This window comes from Levilactobacillus wangkuiensis (genome assembly GCF_016861605.1).
Taxonomy (GTDB): Bacteria; Bacillota; Bacilli; order Lactobacillales; family Lactobacillaceae; genus Levilactobacillus; species Levilactobacillus wangkuiensis.
In genome coordinates, this window is sequence record NZ_BOLM01000033.1 from 1 (window position 1) to 16,639 (window position 16,639).

At 41.5% G+C, this 16,639-nt stretch carries 13 protein-coding genes and 1 pseudogene; 7 read left to right on the forward strand and 7 right to left on the reverse strand.

Annotated features, from left to right (window positions below):
* Positions 1-156: 156 nt before the first annotated feature.
* The 4 genes from JUF13_RS13780 (at position 157) to JUF13_RS14575 (ending at position 6,434) form a co-directional block, all read left to right on the forward strand.
* Positions 157-3,324: a type I restriction endonuclease subunit R gene (locus JUF13_RS13780; RefSeq protein ID WP_203640149.1), complete on the forward strand. Its 3,168-nt coding sequence runs from the start codon at positions 157-159 to the stop codon at positions 3,322-3,324.
* A 13-nt stretch (positions 3,325-3,337) separates the two neighbouring features.
* Entirely contained in the window at positions 3,338-4,951 is a 1,614-nt protein-coding gene (locus tag JUF13_RS13785; RefSeq protein WP_203640150.1) for a type I restriction-modification system subunit M, read from the forward strand.
* Positions 4,951-6,159, forward strand: coding sequence for a restriction endonuclease subunit S (locus JUF13_RS13790; protein WP_203640151.1), 1,209 nt, complete (start codon positions 4,951-4,953; stop codon positions 6,157-6,159). The genes JUF13_RS13785 and JUF13_RS13790 overlap by 1 nt, the downstream gene beginning before the upstream one ends.
* Before the next feature lie 212 nt (positions 6,160-6,371).
* Positions 6,372-6,434, forward strand: a complete 63-nt coding sequence (locus JUF13_RS14575; protein WP_230083882.1) for a putative holin-like toxin — start codon at positions 6,372-6,374, stop codon at positions 6,432-6,434.
* 155 nt (positions 6,435-6,589) lie between these two features.
* Here JUF13_RS14575 and JUF13_RS13795 read toward each other — a convergent pair whose 3' ends face one another.
* The 4 genes from JUF13_RS13795 to mobQ all read right to left on the reverse strand — a co-directional run bounded on the left by JUF13_RS13795 (position 6,590) and on the right by mobQ (position 12,350).
* Positions 6,590-7,714, reverse strand: a complete 1,125-nt coding sequence (locus JUF13_RS13795; RefSeq protein WP_203640152.1) for an ArdC-like ssDNA-binding domain-containing protein — start codon at positions 7,712-7,714, stop codon at positions 6,590-6,592.
* Positions 7,715-7,717: 3 nt separating this feature from the next.
* Positions 7,718-7,933, reverse strand: coding sequence for a hypothetical protein (locus JUF13_RS13800; RefSeq protein WP_128485915.1), 216 nt, complete (start codon positions 7,931-7,933; stop codon positions 7,718-7,720).
* Between the two features lie 121 nt (positions 7,934-8,054).
* A complete protein-coding gene (locus JUF13_RS13805) occupies positions 8,055-10,190 on the reverse strand; it encodes a type IA DNA topoisomerase (protein WP_203640153.1) in 2,136 nt (711 codons plus the stop codon).
* Positions 10,191-10,286: 96 nt separating this feature from the next.
* Positions 10,287-12,350 (reverse strand): MobQ family relaxase, encoded by a 2,064-nt coding sequence (gene mobQ, locus JUF13_RS13810; protein ID WP_203640154.1) that lies wholly within the window; start codon positions 12,348-12,350, stop codon positions 10,287-10,289.
* Positions 12,351-12,602: 252 nt separating this feature from the next.
* Between mobQ and JUF13_RS13815 the strand changes: the two genes are divergently transcribed.
* Positions 12,603-12,830 carry a hypothetical protein gene (locus JUF13_RS13815; protein WP_080952786.1) on the forward strand — a complete coding sequence of 76 codons (228 nt, stop codon included), beginning with the start codon at positions 12,603-12,605 and terminating at the stop codon, positions 12,828-12,830.
* Between the two features lie 22 nt (positions 12,831-12,852).
* The gene (locus tag JUF13_RS13820) at positions 12,853-13,131 is read left to right on the forward strand and encodes a hypothetical protein (RefSeq protein ID WP_203640155.1); all 279 of its coding nucleotides are present in this window, start codon (positions 12,853-12,855) and stop codon (positions 13,129-13,131) included.
* Here the strand turns inward: JUF13_RS13820 and JUF13_RS13825 are convergent.
* From JUF13_RS13825 to JUF13_RS13835, 3 genes and pseudogenes are all read right to left on the reverse strand, one after another.
* Positions 13,082-13,348, reverse strand: a pseudogene (locus JUF13_RS13825) (hypothetical protein); the annotation flags it as partial. The gene JUF13_RS13820 and the pseudogene JUF13_RS13825 overlap by 50 nt on opposite strands.
* Before the next feature lie 40 nt (positions 13,349-13,388).
* Positions 13,389-14,222 carry a histidine phosphatase family protein gene (locus tag JUF13_RS13830; RefSeq protein WP_061777589.1) on the reverse strand — a complete coding sequence of 278 codons (834 nt, stop codon included), beginning with the start codon at positions 14,220-14,222 and terminating at the stop codon, positions 13,389-13,391.
* 185 nt (positions 14,223-14,407) lie between these two features.
* Positions 14,408-15,192 (reverse strand): IS5 family transposase gene (locus JUF13_RS13835; protein ID WP_225083770.1). Its coding sequence is split into 2 segments (ribosomal slippage): positions 14,408-14,910 and positions 14,910-15,192, totalling 786 coding nucleotides; the frame shifts between segments, so codons are not numbered across the junction.
* Between the two features lie 103 nt (positions 15,193-15,295).
* Here JUF13_RS13835 and JUF13_RS13840 point away from each other — a divergent pair.
* Positions 15,296-16,216, forward strand: coding sequence for an IS30-like element ISLsa1 family transposase (locus tag JUF13_RS13840; protein WP_011373852.1), 921 nt, complete (start codon positions 15,296-15,298; stop codon positions 16,214-16,216).
* Positions 16,217-16,639: the final 423 nt, after the last annotated feature.

Below are 16,639 nucleotides of genomic sequence, written 5' to 3' on the forward strand. Positions count from 1 at the left end.
TTTGTGGTAAACACCATTTTAAAGGAAGCTGATCTTTTTTGTCCGAACAGCGTTCGGATTAATTTTACAATCTACCAAATTATGAAGCCTAAACGCTAATCTGTTCGCGTATAATAAACTAGTGAGTAATTTAAAGGTGGGGGAAGGAATGTTTTTATGTTGGAACTGTCATTTGAAAAAGAAGTTGTTAAAACCTTAACGACCGGAAGTAATCAATGGGTGGAACGAAAAGACCTGTATGGTGCGACGCCGGATCAATTATGGGCTAATTTTCGCGATAAATTAAATAACAATAACTATGCTAAATTGCAGGGACACCCTTTAACTGATACCGAATTTAATCAGGTTAAACGGGCGATTGAGGTCCGGACACCTTACGAAGCAGCTAAGTTACTAGCCGCCGAAAATGGCATTGGCAAAGTTGAAGTTGAACGTGATGATGCTAAGCTGGGCACGGTGACGCTCGAGTTGTTTTGGAAAGCGGACGTTGCTGGCGGTAAATCTAGTTATGAAGTGGTGCGACAAGCAGTGCGACCACGGTTAGCTGGTACTCAAGATGTCGATCCTGATCGCCGTTTTGACGTAACCCTATTGATTAATGGGTTACCCTTAATTCAATTGGAACTAAAAAAAGCCACGGTCGAACTTAACCAGGCTTTTAATCAAATTGAAAAATACGCGCAGGAAGGTAAATATACGGGGATTTACTCGCTGCTGCAAATGTTTGTGATTATGACGCCGGATAGTACGGCGTATTTTGCGAATGCCGAACCGGATCACTTCAATAAAGCCTTTTTGTTTAATTGGCGAACGCGGGATAATCACCCCGTGGAAAATGGCCTAGCGTTCACGCGCCAGGTTCTTAATATTCCCATGGCCCACAAAATGGTCAGTGAATATACGGTCATCGACCAAGAGCGGCAAAGCCTAATTCTCTTACGGCCCTACCAAATTTATGCCATTGAGGCTGTCATGCATCGAATTCATGACCATCAAGATGGCTTTGTTTGGCATACCACGGGTTCTGGTAAGACACTCACCTCATATAAAACTGCTAAACTAGCTGCGCAAGATCCTGGTGTCGATAAGGTCATCTTCTTAGTTGACCGGCGAGACTTAGACGAACAGACGACTAGCAACTTTAGTGCCTATGCTGCCAATGATGATATTGCCATTAACGAAGCGCAAAATACCGGTGATTTAATGCGTAAGTTGCAACAAAATGATGGTAAGGTCTTGGTCACCTCGATTCAAAAACTTCACCGGGCGGTCAAAAAAACACAAGCCCAGTTGGCAACCGGCAAGCAATCCTGTTTTAGTAAGACCTTAAAACAACGGGTGATCTTCTTTGTTGACGAAGCCCACCGGTCGCAGTTTGGTAAGATGCAAAAGGAAATTCGCGCAGCGTTTATTAATAGTAACTGGTACGGTTACACCGGCACCCCCATCTTTAACGAAAATAAGAAACAGCTCAAGGGTGATCTAGCGGTTACGACTGAGGAGCTATTTGGTAAAGTCTGTCACGTTTATAACTTGCGAGACGCCTTAGAGGACCAAGCCGTGTTACCGTTTAACGTGGAACACGTAACGACGATTGGCAAAGACACGTTAATAACCCGGGCTCTCGAAAAAGAAACCCAGCGCGTCAAAGCGCGTCGTGATAAGCAAGGCCGCCTGCTGAGTACAGCTGATGAAGCAAAAATTCAAGCCAAGATTCAAGCGATGTCAGTGAAGGACTTGGAAGCAACGTATTTAACTCCGGCTGACTTTGAGACTGATGAACATATTAACCAAGTTGTTCAATATATTTTACAAAAAGGCCCACGTAAAACGAGTTTGGGTCATGGCAACTATAATGCTATTTTGACCACCAGTTCCATTGAAATGGCGCAACGCTATTATCAAGCCTTTAAGGCCACGAAAAAGACTACTCACAATCAGCTGGATTCTGATTGGCCCCGCATTGCGATTACTTATTCATTAAGTGAAAACGAAGATCAGAGTGCGCAAAAACATGACCAAATGGCCACTATTTTAAAAGATTATAATCAGCAGTATCACACTAATTTTGATTTAGCCGATTTGAATCTCTATAACGAAGATGTCGCGAAACGGGCCGCCCGGCGTGAGGCGGTCTTTGCTCATCTGAAACCTGATCAAGAAATAAATTTAGTGATTGTCGTCCGCCGGTTATTAACGGGTTTTGATGCCCCTCGGCTAAACACGCTCTTTGTTGACCGCACCTTAGCTTATCAAGAACTCATTCAAGCCTACTCACGCACCAACCGGCTCCAAAACCGGGAATTAAAACAAGAGGGTCAAATTGTGACCTTTCGGGTGCCGGCAATCATGGAAGCTAATGAACGTGAAGCTTACAAGTTATATAGTGGCGAAGGCTCCTTTAATGTCATCATTCGTCCCACTTATCAGCAGGCCGTCTTAAAATTTCAAAAGGCTGTGGTGGATTTAAAAGCCATTGCTCAAACGCCGACGGCGGCCGATGACCTGAAAGGAACCACTGCCAAGGTACAGTTTGTGAAAGCCTTTCGCCAAGTGAATCAGCAATTGAATTCCTTATCCATGTACAACGATTTCACTTGGAAAAATAGTGAAAAGGCCTTTGGTATCGCTCAGCCCGAAGTAGAATCCTATACGGGTAAATATCTGCGGATTAAAGCGGCGGTTACTAACCAAGAGCCTGAGAAAGTCCCCGAAGAATTAGCTGCCTTAGACTTTTCCTTGGCCGTTGGTTCAGTCGTCTTGGTGGATTATGATTATTTGACGCAATTAATTCAAGATTGGATTGATGAACAGCAACGGTACTCGACGCCTGATCAAGCCCAAGCGCATATGACCGATTACCTGCAAAACAGTGCCAAAGTACAGGCTAGTTTGAATAAATTAGCGGAAACGCAACCGCAACAGGCTCAATTAATTCGCGAAGCCATGCCTTATATTGAGCAACAAATGCAACAGTCTCAGCAACAGAGCACCCCAAATCAAGCGCCAGTAGCGTTGAATGCTCGGGAGTTGGTGGCTGATTACGCCCAGAAACAATTGGTCAAAAAAACGACGACCTTTGCCCACACGTGGGGCTTAGATCAAGCAGCCCTATTACGGGTGGCACGTGAACACACCGTGGGTACCGATGAATGGCATCATGAACAAGAATTAACGCAGTCAGCGAATTTAGCAGCGGCCTTACAAGCTCAAACTGCCACTGGGCCGAAGATTCCAGCTATTTTGCCACTATACCGGATTAAGTCCCAGGCCGCTTGGCGGCAGTTTATTGAACACGATTTAGCAATTTATCTACAAAAATAAGTGAGGTTAAACAATGTCAGAAAAAACAACTCAAGCTAGTCAACTTGAAAACGCCCTATGGAATGCGGCCGATGTCTTACGCGGGAAAATGGACGCTTCTGAATATAAAAATTATTTATTGGGGTTAATTTTTTATCGGTTTCTATCTGAGAAAACCTTAACGACCTTTAGTGATTGGGCAGGCGAAACCGAAAATGTCACCCGGAAATATGCTCAGTATATGGATCCGCAGTTCGAGTTGGAAGGCGTCTCGGTGCAGCCCAGTTTAGTGGAGTATTTGCAAAACACGCTCGGCTATTTAATTCAACCCCAGGCGTTGTACGCCACCCTGATTGGCAAGATTCAAGCCCATACTTTTGCGTTAGACGATTTATCTCAAGCACTTCATGATCTGGAACAGTCGACACAAAATCTATCTTCAGCACAAGACTTTTCGGGATTGTTTGCCGATGTGGATTTAAGTAGTAATAAATTAGGCAGTTCTTTACAACAACGGAATCAAACTATCAGTGATACCATGTTAGCTTTAAATGCGATTGATCTCGTCCATCATCAAGGCGACGTCTTAGGTGACGCCTATGAATACTTAATCGCGCAATTTGCCAGTGATTCTGGTAAGAAGGCGGGTGAATTTTATACTCCACGGCAGGTGTCCGACATTATTGCCCAGATTGTGACTTATCAGCGCAATGCAGGTGACAACCAATTGCGGACTGTCTATGATCCAGCAGTTGGTTCTGGTTCGCTGCTATTAAATGTCGGACAGCACGTGCAAGACCCCAATTTAGTGAGTTATCACGGCCAAGAATTGAACACCACGACCTATAACCTGGCCCGTATGAACCTAATGTTACATCGAGTCTCGTATGACGATATGCACTTACGCAATGGTGACACGTTAAGTAAAGATTGGCCGGTTGACGAACCTTACTTATTTGATGCGGTCGTCATGAACCCGCCCTACTCGGCACACTGGGATAACAGTGATAAACGCTTGTCTGATCCCCGTTTCCGCGACTATGGCGTCTTACCACCTAAATCTAAAGCCGACTTTGCCTTCCTACTACATGGCTTTTATCATTTGCAGGAACACGGGACTATGGGCATTGTCTTACCCCATGGCGTATTATTTCGGGGTGCTAAAGAAGGCAAGATTCGCCAAAAGCTCCTGTTAGATAACCGGATTGATGCCATTATTGGACTACCCGCCAATATTTTTCATTCCACCAGTATTCCAACGTTAATCATGATTTTAAAGAAACATAAAACCACTGATGACGTCTTGTTTATTGATGCGTCCCGGGAATTTGAAAAGGACAAGAATCAAAATAAGCTAACGGCAGCGAATATTCAAAAAATTGTGACCACTTATCAAAACCGGCAAGATGTCGATAAATATGCCCATGTGGCCTCACCGGCAGAAATCAAAGAGAATGATTATAATTTAAATATTCCGCGCTACGTTGATACATTTGAACCGGAACCCGAGATTGATCTGGATCAAGTTAAAACTGATCTAAAGCAACTGGACCAGGAAATCAGTCAGAATGAACAAGCCTTTAATGAATTAGCTAGCCAGTTAGTAGCCACTCACGTTAATGACCAGTCAAAATCGGAGGACCACTAATGAATGCTAAACAAGCTAAATATCCGCAATTAAGATTTAAAGGTTTCACTGATCCTTGGGAAGAGCGTAAGTTGGTATCAATGACGAATTATAAGAATGGTAAGGGGCATGAGGATAAGCAATCTACGATCGGAAAACTTGAATTGATAAACCTAAATTCTATCTCTATTTCAGGTGGTTTAAAACATTCGGGTAAATTTATTGATGAAGCAGATGATACCCTCCAGAAAGATGATTTAGTCATGATTCTTAGTGACGTTGGTCATGGTGATTTGTTGGGACGTGTTGCATTGATACCGGAAGATGATAGGTTTGTACTTAATCAGCGTGTTGCTTTATTGAGACCAAATGCGACCGCTGATCCACAATTTCTGTTCTCCTATATCAATGCACACCAATATTATTTCAAGGCACAAGGAGCTGGAATGTCACAACTGAATATCTCTAAAGGCAGTGTAGAAAATTTCATTTCTTTTGTTCCGATAATTGAGGAACAAAAGAAAATAGGTACCTTCTTTAAACAGTTAGATAACACTATCACTCTTCATCAGCGTAAGTTAGCTAAGCTTAAGGAACTTAAACAGGGCTATTTGCAAAAAATGTTCCCTAAAAATGGTAGCAAGTTCCCGCAATTAAGATTTTCAGGGTTTGCTGACGCTTGGGAACAGCGTAATTTTGGTGAGCTGTACAAAAAGAACCTTGAGCGAAATAAAGATCAGTTCAGTTCGGACAGAACAATTTCAATTGCGACTATGCGTTTTAAGAAAGAAGGTAATGGGGCGGCTGAAGACTCTCTAGTATCTTATAAAGTTCTGCGGGAAGGCGATATTGCTTTTGAAGGTCATACCAGTAAGCGATTTGCGTTTGGCCGATTTGTGTTGAATGACATTGGAGATGGCATTATGTCACCGCGTTTCACGACATTACGTCCAACTCAGGATATGCCTATAAAATTCTGGAAACAGTATATTCACTATGAACCAATAATGCGTTATCCGATTGTTAATTCGACAAAACTGGGAACAATGATGAATGAGTTAGTCGTTGATGAGTTTTTAAATCAACCTGTGTTGGTTCCTGAACTTTCAGAACAACAAAAAATTGGATCATTCTTTAAACAACTAGATGGAACTATCACTCTTCATCAGCGTAAGCTTGAAAAACTCCAGGAACTAAAAAAAGGGTATCTACAAAAGATGTTTTGCTGAGCTTAATTTGATCAAATTTAGGATCCTATGAAACCCCATGACTTAATTTTTATTGTGCTTGGTCAACACTTAATTCACCTGTATAATGGATTACGCAGGAAGTTTTAAGGGCGGTGGCTGTCTTTTCCCTTGCGAGGTGAGGCCCATGGGAACATGGAATAATCTTCAGGAAGGTTTCACAGTCAATGAGCGTCTTCCAGACACTCTCGTTGATGTTGCTATTTGCAATGTTTATTTTAGCGTTGCTAACATACATCGACAAAAGGAACAAATAAAAAAGCCGCCCCGATTATAACTTTGGCGAGTTACGGGACGACAGTATCGTTTAGTTAACTAATGCCACCGCCTTTGAAGCGGCTTGCATGGGAAGTCTTGTTAGCGCAGGGCTTCCTTTTTCTGTCTCCATTATAGCATGCCCTTTAAAAACTGGCTAACGTTTTAGACTTTGATCGGGTTCAGAATCTGGTTGTTTAATTTCTGGATTCTTTTTAGCAAATGCTTGCAGCTGTTTTTGCGTTCGATTACTGATTTTCTGGTGTACATCATTTAATTTATTTTTTAGTTCTGATTTTTGTTGTGGATTCGTTGCTTGCTGAACTTGTTGTTGCAAGCTTCGATAGGACTTATTAAGTGTTTGGGCTGATAGCTTTTTTAAATCATGCTCAGGCTCTTTTTGTGTTTCTTGTAAGCCTAATTGTTTGGTTAAGCCATCGCTAAGCTCAATCACTTTGTTGCTAACTTGCTGGATTTCACTTAAAGCACTATGGATCACAGCTGTATCTTTAGCCCAGGTAGCCACATAACCGAGTGAATAGTTACTGGTATCAACGCCAATGTTTTGCATGGCGACATATGCAACCGCTTCGGCCTGGGTTTCCTGATAGGCTCGTGGCCGATCTTTAAAGGCTGATTTTAAGCCGTGTAGCTGGCTATGCGCATATTCGTGGTATAACGTCTTTAGTTTCAAAGCATTATCGGATTCATCACCACCAATAACAATTTCATTAGTGCTGGGTTGAAAATACCCCTTAGCCCCATTTAGCGTCGCTAAAGGCACTTCACTGACTTTAAGGTCGGTTTGCTGGTTTAGATAGTCCTTGAATGCGTTATACAAGCTTGTCACATTCTGATGATCGGCCAAATTTTCTTTGACAAAGTCTTTAGCACTTAACACTGGTTCACCGCTAGTTTGTGCCACATCAAAGACGGGTAGATAGCGATAACCGACAATGGCGCGCTCATCGGTGGTATCAAGATGCTTCTGCTCGGCTGGTGTTAGCTTCTTAATGATCGGAGCCGCAATCCGAATCGCTTTTGCGCCCCGGTTGACGGTGCGGTTAAAAGCCTTCTGCCATTGCTTAAAACCGGCGACTTGAGTGGCTTGAGGATTTTGCGCATAAATTAAATCAATGTTTCTGGCGCTATAACGATGAAATTTAGCCAGGGTATTGAGATACTTTTTAAATTGGTCACTATCAGTTAATTTTAGGATTTGCTGTTCAGCCTGGGCGACTAATTGTGCTTTCCAAGCCTTAACATCTGCTTTATTTGGCATAAGTTACCCCTCCTCATCTTCAAAAATATCATTCAGTATGGGAGCCACTTTTGTTTGAATTGAGGTCGTGCCATAAAGGGCGATGTAGCCATCAGCTAATTTTTGCCAAGCCACTTGATAATAGGCTCCGTTACCAGTGATTTCTTTTAAATACTTGTAGGTTCCTTTAGCCTGTAAAACTGGTAATTCACTCCCAATGACTGCTAATTTATTATCCATTTTATGATCTCCTTTGCTTTGCTAATCTCACCCGTTGTTTGGGTTTACTTTTAGGGTTGTAAAAGTGAACCTAAATGACGGGTTCACCAACCGGAACGTAGTGTAGGGCGGTAGGCAGGTTCTAATCAAAATCAAAACTTAATTTATGGCCGTCAAGCTTTAACTTGGCGTCAAACGACTTTCCTTTTTTACTCTTGAAACCCTTTAATTTGCTGGTTTCCCCCTTGGTGACCAACGCTTTAATTGCGGTCTTACCGAGGGTCTTACTGCTCCATTTCTTGGGCAGGGTAAAGCTTTCGCCTTGCTTAGGCTTTACAATGTAAAACTTCTGTTTATTTAAAACGGTCGCTTGCGGTGTTTCTAAGAAGACCTCGTCGGACTTTTGTGCTTGCTGTTGGTGATTGATTTGTTGCTTAATGGCTGAATTGCCGGTTAATTGTGTGGGGACATCAGCAATTAACTTCGCCACAAACTTCTTAATCTGGCTCAAAAAGTTATCTGGGGTGCGTTCTTCGGTACTGATTTGCTGTAATGCTTGCTCCCATTTAGCCGTCATTTCTGGGCTAGTTAGCAAGGGTTCGAGTTCAACCGCTTTACATAAAGTAATTCCGGCTTCACTGACGTGTAGCTTGTTCTTTTCAGTGACGAGATAGCCGCGTTTCTTTAACACTTCCAGCACATTGGCCCGGGTTGCACTTGTCCCAATGCCTTGCACATCTTTAAGAATCGCTTGGGCTTCTTCATCATCAAGCGTTTTGCCGGCGGTCTTCATGGCCGTAATCAGGGTACCTTCGGTAAAGGGTACCGGTGGTGTCGTTTCTTTTTGCGGTGTTTGCAGATTTGCTTGGACTTGATCGCCTTGGTGAACGAGCGGTAAAGTTGCTGCTGCTTGCTGGTCGGCTGTGTGATCATCAAATAATGCTTGCCAACCTTGCTTCGTTGGGACCTTACCCGTTGCTTTAAAATTGGCGCCACCAACTTGGGTGATAATGGTGGTTTCCTCGTACTCATACGGATCAGCAAACATCGCTAACGTCGTTCTTAAAACCAAGTCATAGACCTGTTGCTGTAATTTAGGTAAGGCCGCTAATTGATTTTTCGTCGGCACAACTTTAGTCATGATAATAGCGTAGTGTTCTTCAACCTTTTTCCCATTGACGTAACGTTTATTCGGGGTGGTATTGGTTAAAGCGACTTGCTTAGAGACTAACCCCAGATACTTCGTCAGATTAGCCACTAAATACTCAAATTCTTCATCAGTGATATAAGCACAATCGGTTCGGGGATAGCTAAGGAACTTGGCTTCGTACAAACTCTGAATGGCCGCTAAGGTTTGGCTGGCACTGGCATGATACCGTTTATTCATCGCACTTTGCAGACTGGATAGCGAGAATAGTTGGGGACTAGCACGCTTTTTACCTTGTTTTTGGACGTTCTTGATTAAACCGTCCTGTGAGACTTTCTGAACGTGTTTAGCTTGCATGAATGTCATTAGCCCTACTTCGTCTTTAAACCGCTGATAGGGGTCTAATTTCGCGGCGAATTTTTGCTGATTGGCTAAAATTTCCGCATTTAGTTCAAAATAGGGTTCCGGCTTAAAGTTTTTGATTGCCTGGTCTCTTCGATAAACCATATACAAGGTTGGCGTCTGCACGCGACCAATTGAGTACACCCCGCGCACCCCTTTTTGTCTTAACAACAAAGTATATAAAGGACTGCCATTCATACCAATTAACCAGTCACTAATTTGACGGGTTTGGGCTTCTTTATAAGCCAAATAGTCTTTGTGCCAATCACCAAGATTTTTAAAGCCGGTAATAATCGCGTCTTTTTCTAGGCTATTCAACCAAAGGCGCTTAATCGTTTTCGACTTAACATCAATATGCGCTTGGTTCATGATCGACCACGCAATATTAGAGCCTTCCCGACCACTATCGGTGGCAACAATAATGGTATCGGCCTTCGTTAACAGGTCTTTGACGACCTTGAATTGATCTTTTTTACTAGCTGATACCACAAACTTGTATTTATCGGGGAAAATCGGTAAATTAGATAAGGCCCATTGCTGATATTTCTGATCATATTTATCCGGTGTGGCTAGTTCAACTAAATGTCCGAGACCATACGTGACAAGCGTATTTTCGGGCAAAACAGGGTCGCTAACCGTATAGTAACCCTGTTTTTTTGTGCTCTTTTGAAAGGCTTGGACGTATGAACGGGCTTGACTGGGTTTTTCAGCTAAGATAACAGTGGTCATGTTCGTTCACTCCTTATGATTCAGCTTTTGTTCTAATTCTGTTTTGCCTTGTTCAGCCGCTTTTAACCAGGTTTAACGGTGCATTTTTTATTCCGATTACAAGTGCATGCCCCCATCTTCATGCCGATTTCGAGTTTGGTGTTGCCGTTGCTTTTTCGCCATTTCCCACTCAGTCTCTTTTAAACCTTGCGCCTGTCTTTGTCGTTGGTAATCTTCATCACGAGCATATAGAACAGTCATGATCGCGTCACTAAAGGCCGTCTTTAAGTAGTAGTTTGGACTAACTGGCTTATAATTTAACGGTTGATAATGTGCCAGCTGGGATTTTCGATATTGATCGTCCTTAGCTTGTTGCTCTTTTAACTGTTTTTGGATTTTCTCAATCTGACTGTTCTTAATCGTTGGATCGACTTTACATTCACCCAAAAAGAGTTGTTTAGTGCCGTCATGCTTTAAAACCCGTTGTAAGTGATGATTCTCTAACTGATCTAAGCTAAGCTGTCCCGATAAATAAGCTAACCCTAATTGATGTTCTTGGGTACTGAAAACCCTCGGTGGGTTTTCTTGCCATTGTGCCATTGTTTCGACTTTTAATGGCTTTAAAGTTGGATCATAGTACATCACGGCTGTATAGGCCTGTTCTTGTCTAACTAGTGAAAGATCATCTAAATCACCATTAGGAAAGGCTCTTTTCAATACTTCATGGTATTGCGTTTGAATGACTTGCTTAACTGCTATGATTGTCCGTAGGTCTTTGACTGCTCTCGTAATCGTTTGCTGTTCTGCTGGTGAATACTTTTCTAGTAGGCCTTTATCGACGTGTTCTAGGCTTTCTAAGCTATCAGAGTGGATCATTAGCGTATATTTCAGATCGATTTTGGCCTCTTTTTCTTGTTGCATTAATAACTTAAAACCAACGTATGGCCGCTTGGTAAAGGTCAATAATTGCTGGGTCAATAAATCATCACGAATATTCATTAAACGTTCGTTTAATTCACTGCCTTTGAAAACTGTTTGCTCGCTTTCGGTTTCCTTAATTAATTCTCGTCTTTCAGCTTGTGTGGTCTGTTCAAAATTAAGCTCGGGATAAAGTTTTTTCGTAGTACGATCGACCACTTTATTTAAGAGTTCATCTGCCTTTTTTAATGAGCTTTCTTGTTGGTTAATTGTCAATAATTCTTTAGTCACATCTTCACCAACTGCATGTTTAATTAAGGTGCTATTTTTCCAATTAAATAGCATGCGCCGTTTATCATCTAGGCTCTCCAAACTTATATAAGTTTTCAGTTCATGACTTAACTCATTGACCACCCGTTTTTCATTAAACGATAAATGTTTGCTTAGACTATCTAAATGACCTCTATTGATTACTTTTTCTTGGTTGTTTTTATAACTGGCTTTGGCCTTGCGATAGTTCTTTACTTGTTGGTTAAATTCTTTTCTTTCATGCCGCTTGCTATTGATTCCCTCATGTTGAGTTGGTGTATCATCTATTCCCTGCTCGATAAATGATTTTTCACTGATCCGATCCGGAATATTTTTTTGCTCTAAAACTTGATTTACACTAGCCGCCCAATTGTGCCGCCATTCAGTAATTTTTTCTTTTTTATCCCAATCAACTAGCCACACCTTTCTTGATCTTGGAAAACGACTATTTCCTGTATAAGTCTTGTTCCCATTTTCATCTAATATATTTTCCCTTTTACTTTTCAATCCCCATGTTCCGTCTGGATTAAATGGACGATTAGTTAGCATAATATGAGCGTGCGGATTATCTGGGTGATCGCGATGAATTGCCACATCGGATACCATACCCTCATCAACAAAATTTTCTTGTACATATTTTGTCAATAATTCTTTCTGTTCGTCTTCACTTAATTCAACTGGTAAAGCCACGTTAAACTCTTTTGCATAGCGTGAATTTGCTCGCCGATCTTTTCTTTCGACTTCATTCCATAATTTCTCTCTATCACTCGCCCATGCTGGCGCATTCTTTGGTGTCAAAATAAAGCTTTCTGGCGTGACTGACCGAGCATAAAAATAGCTTCGACCTTCTTTTTGATCGAATAACTTTTCACCACTTCGATAAGCAGCTCCAGCAATGGCACTACGTCCTTTACCAGCACTAATATTTTGAAAACTCATGTGAAAAATTGCCATGTCGGTCACCACCTTTCTTTGGGTTTATGGGTTTGCTTTTGTTTTCGCCAACGGCGACTTCTGATACAAGGGTTTAGCACAATAACACAACCAACTTTAGTTGTTGTGTGTAAGTGCGCATTGACCTTGTTTCACTCGATCTTCTGATTATCTTAACTTTAATTTAGTGTATGCCTTCCTCTTCTCTATTTCAAATTTTATACTTTGACTTAACGTTTCCTATATGATATAGTTTCGGTGATTATTTCTAATATGATTGGAGGGATCGTTATGTCTCAAAGTAACTTAGAAAAACAAGAAGCTAAATTAAAAGCCCTTAATCAAAAAATTAAGGACGAAAAAAATAAGATTGAACAACGGCTAGGTAAACAAATCATCAGTCAAGCCAATTTAGATTATGCTAATTTATCTAATGACAATATCAAGTCCTTATCCAAAAAAGTATCCGAGTTTTTAAAGGAAAAGTCCGTAGATCATTAGTCATAGGAGATGGGGAAATTCCATGCCTAATCAATATGAAAAACTAATTGAACAACAAGCGCGTTTAAAACAAAAAATTGAGCGGGAAGATTTTAAGTTACGCCAATCTAAGTATTATGAAAATCAACAAGAACGAAAAACCCGTTCTCGCCGATTAATTCAAAAAGGGGCTTTATTAGAAAAGTACTTTCAAGCTAATAACCTCTCGGTCGAACAAACCGAAGAACTTTTAAAAACATTCGCTGACTATGTCAACGCCCATAAACCGGATAAATTAAAAAACGATCAACCCAATAACTAGGCCGATCGTTTTTATTTTCAGGATTGTGTTTAGCAAAGTCTTTTAACTGTTTTTGAATTCTTTGTGTAAGCTCTACTTTACTTTCTTTGTGCTTCCTTTTACTTGATCGCTGTTGAATTATCTTTTGACCCTTACCTCTTCTTTTTGATTTTAGGTCAAGCGTCAAATCTAAAATTTTATTTTGATCTAGCTTACTTAAATAGTAGATTGTATAAAAAAGATGACCCCAATATAACTGTGAAGTCATCTACATTCATCTATTTAGCTAACTTAGCGCCCTTGTCCACATAAACCATGGAACCAATCGGTCCACTAACGGCTAATTTACCATTCTTGTAAGTTAATTTTGTCACTGCTGCATTCTTCAGCGGTGCGCCCGTATACTTGCTACCAGCCATTGATGAGAGATATTCATTGATGGACATCCCAGAACTAACAACTAGTGCGTTACCGCCGCCCCGTTTTTGCGTAGCCTTGGCAATGGTTAACAATTCCTTAGACATCCGCTTTTGCACTTGCTTAGAACTTTCTGCTCGATCACTAGCCACCAGATTGGTCTTTTGGCTATTTTCTTGATCAAGTTTGTAGTAGGCATTCTGTAACAGATTCCAGTAGTCTTTACCTTGCTTGGCCATCATTTCATCACCAGACTTGAAGCCGTACACACCGGCAATTAAGGCATTATCAGCTGCAATACTGTCACCTTCAAAACTGCCGTAGCCGCCTTCACGTAAGTATTTGGATACGTTGACTTTAACCTTCTTGTTTCCCGAGTACTTGAGCGCTTGCTTGGCCGTCACTTGTTGCCGAGTCAAATTCCCAGCATAGGCCACTTTAAAAGTCTTGCCCTTCAAGCCGCGTCCCAAGTTGTTGGCAACGGCAACCCCATTGCTGGTCAGTGGGAAGTCGCTCCATCCTTGAACCCGTCCCATCACGTTTCCAGTCGTTTCACCATGCCGCGTTAAATAAATCGTCACGGGTTTAACTGCTGCTTTCTTCTTGGTCTTGGCCTGCGCATTGCTGGGTACTGCCACTAGAGCCAAGGCACCAGCAGTCACAGCTAACAAACTAACAATTTTCGTAAATTTCATGGATAATCTCCTCCAAATCTGAAATGATGTCGCATGTTCAGCATTGTTCTTGTCAACGAGTATCTATTAATTGACAAAAATAAAACGCTTACATTGCGATTTTAGCACTTATTTTTACGATGGGCAAATTCTATAATTAATCCGAACAGAAATTAAAAAGCCCAAAGCAATCACTTAGAACCTGTTTAAAATCTCTTGAGCAGCAATACTAAAAAAGCTAAAATGACCATTTGACGACTAGTGTTAAGTTGACGTTCACAATTTTTCCAGAGACGGCGACATTTATCTAACCAACTGAAAGATCGTTCAATAATCCAGCGTTGCGGTAATACTTCAAATTTATGAAGCTCATTGCGTTTAGCCACCTGCACGGTGGCTTTTAAATTAGTGTAAACGTCAGCTGCAAAATTGGAACCTGTGTAGCCGCCATCTACCAAAACTGACTTAACTTGTCTTAAATGATCATAGTTGAGGGCTAACATAGCACTGGCCCCATCACGATCCGAAACATTAGCTGTCGTTATATGAATTGCTTGAGGTAAGCCGTTAATATCAACAGCTAAGTGCCGTTTGATGCCAGATATACGTTTGCCACCGTCATAACCGTGATGCTCCGCCGTATCGGTATTTTTAACGCTTTGGGCATCAATAATTATGAAAGATGTTTTAGCCGAGCGTGATTGTTTTTCCCGTAGGGTAAAGATAATTTTTTTAAACATTTATCCAAAATAGAAGGTTCATCAATAATTTGTTCCTCAGACCATACGCGATAGTAGTAATAGACTGATTGCCAGTTAGGAAAATCAGCCGGTAACTGTCGCCATTGACAACCGGTTTTTAAAACATACGCGACAGCACAAAATAAATCATAAAGGTCATATTTGCGAGGCCTAGTGGATTGCCGAGCTGCTTCTAAATCGGGCCGAATTAGTTCAAATTGGTGCCGTGAGGGATTGCTGGGGTAGTTCATAAGTTATCATCCTTTTTTGAACTATCATATCAAATTGTCCAGATTTTAAACAGGTTCTTACAATGGTAGTAGCTAATTCCAACCAATATAGGGAGTGATTACTTTGGGTACATCTACTTTATCACGTTTTCAACGTGGCGCACTAGCACAACTGGTCAATGAGGGGAATAAATCTTACCAAGTAATGGCTGACGCCTTAGGCGTCGCCAAAGCTACGATTAGCTATGAGTTGGACCGGGTTAAACCTTATGATCCAGAATTAGCTCAGCAAGATGCAGATCGCAAAAGGCGGAATTGCGGTCGTCGTTCGATGCTGACGGCAGCATTAGCGACTTTAATTACCAATCACTTACGATTAACCTGGTCACCAGAAACCATTGCGGCCGCTTATAACTTGAGCACTGCGTCAATTTATAATTGGCTTAATCGTGGCTGGCTCCCCTTCAAATTGACTGATCTACCCAATCGGAATGTCCGCCAGCACCGAGTGAGCGAAAATCGTGGGAAATTTACAAGTGGGACTTCCATCGAACAACGGCCAACAACTGTTAATCAACGGTTAGCTTTTGGTCATTGGGAAGTAGATACGGTGCTTTCTAGTCGAAGTGAGTCACGATCATGTCTGGTTACATTCGTAGAACGTAAGACCCGACTTCTATGGGCCATCAAAGCCCCTAATAGAACGGCTAAGGCTCTAAACACCGCCTTTGGCAAGTTTATGGGGGCCTTCGGTCCCCAAGTAAAATCCATTACTGTTGATCATGGTAAAGAGTTTGCCAATTATCAGGCCTTAGAACAGGATTATCAGATCAAAGTTTATTTTTGCCATCCATATTCACCATGGGAGCGAGGTTCCAATGAATATTTTAATAGACGGTTACGCTGGTTCTTCCCGAAAAAGACCAATTTTAGCCAAGTAACGACTGATGAGATCCTAGCAGCACTTGAACTAATTAATCAACGACCATTAAAAATACATCATCAACAGACTGCCATTGAAAGATTCCGGGCTTGTTCGGATTAAACTTGTAATTTGCCAGCTATACCGATTCTTACTTTACATAAGGCGGCTTATCCCAAGTAACCTGATTCATTACCGAGGGAACAACATTCCGTTCTTTTTTGATTGTGAACTTGTCCAAAAAAGAAGTGGTATAGGTCGCAGATTGACTTTAATTGGGGAAAGGAAGTTTGTGAAAATTACTGGTATTACTCCTAGACCATTCCCTTAAATTCAACTGTCTCATTCTTTGTATTAACCAAAAACTTACCGACACTCCCCTGATACTTCACGGATACTTTAAAGGAATACTTGTAATTTACCCGAGTATATCGAATACTACTAATTCTTCCCTGATACCCTTGACTACGCAAAACTCTCTTCACTTGGTTCCTTTGTCGATCAGTAATTCTTGCAGAACTCCGATAGATTGTCTTCTTAACGATC

What these genes read in the sequence shown, in the direction of transcription:
- JUF13_RS13800 (WP_128485915.1), bottom strand. Translation starts at nt 7,933, where the DNA reads ATGGATAATAAATTAGCAGTCATTGGGAGTGAATTACCAGTTTTACAG.
- JUF13_RS13785 (WP_203640150.1), top strand. Translation starts at nt 3,338, where the DNA reads ATGTCAGAAAAAACAACTCAAGCTAGTCAACTTGAAAACGCCCTATGG.
- JUF13_RS13820 (WP_203640155.1), top strand. Translation starts at nt 12,853, where the DNA reads ATGCCTAATCAATATGAAAAACTAATTGAACAACAAGCGCGTTTAAAA.
- JUF13_RS13795 (WP_203640152.1), bottom strand. Translation starts at nt 7,714, where the DNA reads ATGCCAAATAAAGCAGATGTTAAGGCTTGGAAAGCACAATTAGTCGCC.
- JUF13_RS13815 (WP_080952786.1), top strand. Translation starts at nt 12,603, where the DNA reads ATGATTGGAGGGATCGTTATGTCTCAAAGTAACTTAGAAAAACAAGAA.
- JUF13_RS13805 (WP_203640153.1), bottom strand. Translation starts at nt 10,190, where the DNA reads ATGACCACTGTTATCTTAGCTGAAAAACCCAGTCAAGCCCGTTCATAC.
- JUF13_RS13830 (WP_061777589.1), bottom strand. Translation starts at nt 14,222, where the DNA reads ATGAAATTTACGAAAATTGTTAGTTTGTTAGCTGTGACTGCTGGTGCC.
- JUF13_RS13780 (WP_203640149.1), top strand. Translation starts at nt 157, where the DNA reads ATGTTGGAACTGTCATTTGAAAAAGAAGTTGTTAAAACCTTAACGACC.
- mobQ (WP_203640154.1), bottom strand. Translation starts at nt 12,350, where the DNA reads ATGGCAATTTTTCACATGAGTTTTCAAAATATTAGTGCTGGTAAAGGA.
- JUF13_RS13790 (WP_203640151.1), top strand. Translation starts at nt 4,951, where the DNA reads ATGAATGCTAAACAAGCTAAATATCCGCAATTAAGATTTAAAGGTTTC.